This window comes from Pseudomonas sp. EGD-AK9 (genome assembly GCF_000465935.2).
In the GTDB taxonomy this organism is placed as follows: domain Bacteria; phylum Pseudomonadota; class Gammaproteobacteria; order Pseudomonadales; family Pseudomonadaceae; genus Aquipseudomonas.
In genome coordinates this window covers 1-4030 of record NZ_AVOF01000294.1, presented here as the reverse complement: position 1 = coordinate 4030, position 4030 = coordinate 1, and the positions used below count along the sequence as shown (strand labels likewise).

Genomic DNA, 4030 nt, shown 5'->3' with positions numbered 1-4030 from the left:
GCGTCGATCTTCGCCGCTTCCTCCGGGGTCACCGGTTTCTGCGCCGGAGCCGGCGGCGGGGTCTCTTCCAGCGCCTGCGGCAGGATCACCTCGGACTCCGGCAGCAGGGTGTAGAAGTCGTACTTGGGCTTGCTCGGTTCGCTTGGTGCCGGCTTGGGGGCCGGTTTGGCGGTGCGCGGCGGCTCGCCCTTGTCGCGCTGGATCTCGTCGCGACCCGGCTCGAGGCTGAACAGGAACATGAAGAAACCGCCGACCAGCAGGCCGCAGGCCAGCCAGATCCAGCCCGGCACCGGCTTCTTCGCCGGCGCCTGGTAGCGGCTGGCGCCGCGCTTGGGGGCGGGTTTCTTGCGCGCGGCCATTTACATGCGCTCCAGGGTTTCCAGGCCGAGCAGCTCCAGGCCCTGCTTGAGCGTGCGGCCGGTCAGGGCGGTCAGGCGCAGGCGGCTGTGCTGGGTGGCTTGGTCCTCGGCAGTGAGGATCGGGCAGTTCTCGTAGAAGCTGGAGAACAGCCCGGCCAGGTCGTACAGGTAGCTGCACAGCATGTGCGGCGTGCCCTTGTCGGCGACGCTGGCGAGCAGCTCGCCGAACTGCGCCAGCTTGGCGCCGAGCGCCTGTTCCTGATCGGCGACAAGGGTGATCTGCCCGCCGATCTCCTCGATGCCCTTGCCCAGCTTGCGGAACACGCCGGCCACGCGGGTATAGGCATACAGCAGGTAGGGCGCGGTGTTGCCCTCGAAGCTCAGCATCAGCTCGAAGTTGAAGCTGTAGTCGCTGGTGCGGTGCTTGGACAGGTCGGCGTACTTCACCGAGGCGATGCCGACCACGCGGGCGATGCGGCGCAGCTCCTCTTCGGCCAGCTCCGGGTTCTTGCTCTTGACCAGTTCATAGGCGCGCTGCTCGGCCTCGTCGAGCAGCTCCACCAGCTTCACCGTGCCGCCGTCGCGGGTCTTGAACGGGCGGCCGTCCGGACCGTTCATGGTGCCGAAGCCCATGTGCTCCAGCTCCATGCTGGGCGGCACGAAACCGGCCAGGCGCGCGCAGGCGAAGACCATCTGGAAGTGCAGGGCCTGGCGCTGGTCGACGAAGTACAGCACGCGGTCGGCCTTGAGCACGCCGGCGCGGTAGCGGGTGGCGGCCAGGTCGGTGGTGGCGTACAGGTAGCCGCCGCCGGCCTTCTGCACGATCAGCGGCAGCGGGTTGCCCTCGGCGTTCTTGAACTCGTCCATGAACACGCACTGGGCGCCGTTGTCCTCGGTCAGCAGGCCCTTGGCCGCCAGATCGGCGACCACCTGCGGCAGGTCGTCGTTGTAGGCGCTCTCGCCCTTGACGTCGGCCATGCTCAGCTTGACGCCGAGGCGGTCGTAGATGGCCTGGCAGTGGCTCAGGGAGATGTCGTTGAAGCGGTGCCACAGGCGCAGGCACTCGGCGTCGCCGGCCTGCAGCTGGACCACCAGCTGGCGGGCGCGGTCGGCGAACTCGGGGGATTCGTCGAAGCGCTTCTTCGCCGCGCGGTAGAAGCCTTCCAGGTCGGCCAGCTCGCTTTCGGCGGCGGCCGGGTTTTCCTGCATGTAGGCCAGCAGCATGCCGAACTGGGTGCCCCAGTCGCCGACGTGATTCTGCCGGATCACGGTGTCGCCGAGAAACTCCAGCACCCGCGCCACGCCGTCGCCGATGATGGTCGAGCGCAGGTGGCCGACGTGCATCTCCTTGGCCAGGTTGGGCGCCGACAGGTCGACCACCACGCGCTGCGCCGGGCCGTTCTTGCGCACGCCGAGACGCTCATCGGTCAGTGCCGCCTCCAGGCGCTGGGCCAGGGCGTCGCTGTTCTGGAAGAAGTTGAGAAAACCCGGGCCGGCGATTTCCACCTTGGCGACGCCGGCGTCGGCCGGCAGGGCTGCGATCAGCTTCTCGGCCAGCTCGCGCGGCTTCATCCCGGCCGGCTTGGCCAGCATCATGGCGATATTGCTGGCGAAGTCGCCGTGGCTCTTGTCCTTGGTGTTCTCCACCTGGATGGCCGGGCTCAGGCCTTCGGGCAGCACGCCGTCGGCAGTGAGGCGGTCGAGGGCTTGCTGGATCAGGTGGCGAATGCTGTCTTTCATGGTCGGCTCGGGTCGCCCGGGGGCATTGGTCGAAAACTGCGCATTATAAAAGCAGCCGCAAGCGGCAGGCCATAACTTGTAGGCACCAAGGGTTGTCTGGTCGCGAATCGAGAAACTGGAGCGCACGGCGCCCCCACGGCTGGGCGAATCGCTGGTGCGTTCAAAACAGATCGATCGGGTCGACGTCCAGCGACCAGCGCACCGCGCGGCCGCTGGGCATCTGCTCCAGCGCCTGCAGCCAGGGCGTGAGCAGGCGGTGCAAGGGGGCGCGGGCGTTGCCCTGCAGCAGCAGCTGGGCGCGGTAGCGGCCGGCGCGGCGTTCCATCGGTGCCGGCACCGGGCCGAGCAGTTCGATGCCGGAAAGGCCCAGTTCGTTCAGCAGCAGCTCGGCTTCGCTGCAGGCTTCGTCGAGAAAACCCTCGGCCTGCCCCGGTTTGTGCGCCTCGGCGCGCAGCAGCGCCAGGTGGCAGAAGGGCGGCAGGCCGGCGCCGCGGCGCTCGGCCAGGGCCTGTTCGGCGAAGGCGAAGTAGCCCTGCTCGGTCAGCTGCACCAGTAGCGGGTGGTCGGCCAGGTGGCTCTGGATGATCACCTTGCCCGGCTCCTCGGCACGTCCGGCGCGGCCGGCGACCTGGACGATCATCTGCGCCATGCGCTCGCTGGCGCGGAAATCGGCGGAGAACAGGCCGCCGTCGGCATCGAGGATCGACACCAGGGTCACCCGCGGGAAATGGTGACCCTTGGCGAGCATCTGGGTGCCGATCAGGATGCACGGCTCGCCCTTGTTGATGGTGGCCAGCAGCTTGGCCATGGCGTCCTTGCGTGCGGTGCTGTCGCGGTCGATGCGCAGCACCGGGTAGTCGGGAAACAGCAGCGCCAGGCGTTCCTCGGCACGCTCGGTGCCGGCGCCCACCGGGCGCAGGTCGACGTGCTGGCACTTGGGGCAGTTGCTAGGCCGGCGCTCGACGTGGCCGCAGTGGTGGCAGCGCAGCTCGCCGTGGCGCTGGTGCACGGTCATCCGCGCGTCGCAGCGCGGGCATTCCGACAACCAGCCGCAGTCGTGGCAGAGCAGGGTCGGGGCGAAGCCGCGGCGGTTGAGGAACACCAGCACCTGCTGGCCGGCGGCCAGGGTCTGGCCGATGGCCTGCTGCATCGGCCCGCTGATGCCGGAATCCAGCGGCCGGCTCTTCACGTCCAGGCGCAAAAAGCGCGGGGCGATGGCGCCGCCGGCGCGCTGGGTCAGCCTGAGCAGGGCGTAGCGGCCGCTGTGGGCGTTGTGCAGGCTCTCCAGCGACGGGGTGGCCGAGCCGAGCACTATGGGGACGTTCTCCTGGCGGGCGCGCACCAGGGCCAGGTCGCGGGCGTGGTAGCGCAGGCCTTCCTGCTGTTTATAGGAGGCGTCGTGCTCCTCGTCGACGATGATCAGCCCCGGATTCTGCAGCGGGGTGAACAGCGCCGAGCGGGTGCCGATGACGATGTCGGCCTCGCCGTCGCGCGCCGCCAGCCAGGCGTCGAGGCGCTCGCGGTCGCTCACCGCCGAGTGCAGCAGGGCGATGCGCGCGTTGAAGCGGCGGGCGAAGCGGTCCAGGGTCTGCGGCCCCAGGTTGATCTCGGGAATCAGCACCAGCGCCTGCTTGCCGGCCTCCAGGCACTGGCGGATCAGCTGCAGGTAGACCTCGGTCTTGCCGCTGCCGGTGATGCCGGCCAGCAGGTAGGCATTGAACTGGCCCCAGCCGGAGGCCACGGCATTTACCGCCGCGCGCTGCTCGACATTCAGCGGCAGCTCCGGCTGCGCCAGCCAGTGCGCCGGCTTGGCGTGCGGCTGGGTGCGGCGCACCTCGACCCGCACCAGGCCTTTTTCATGCAGCAGCTGCAGGCTGTCGCGGTTGAGCTGCAGCTGGTTGAGCAGGCCGTGGGCGACGCCGTGCGGATGC

2 protein-coding genes and 1 pseudogene are annotated in these 4030 nt (G+C 69.2%); all 3 read right to left on the bottom strand.

Translation table 11 applies throughout. From position 1 onward, the window contains the following. Window positions 1-359, bottom strand: a pseudogene (locus tag N878_RS14215) (SPOR domain-containing protein); the annotation flags it as partial. Beyond that, on the bottom strand, window positions 360-2099 hold the full coding sequence (gene argS, locus N878_RS14210) for an arginine--tRNA ligase (RefSeq protein WP_021444308.1): 1740 nt from the start codon (window positions 2097-2099) through the stop codon (window positions 360-362). It lies immediately after the preceding pseudogene. A 160-nt stretch (window positions 2100-2259) separates the two neighbouring features. Next, window positions 2260-4030: primosomal protein N' (locus N878_RS14205; protein ID WP_021444307.1), on the bottom strand; the 1771-nt coding region annotated here is incomplete at its 5' end.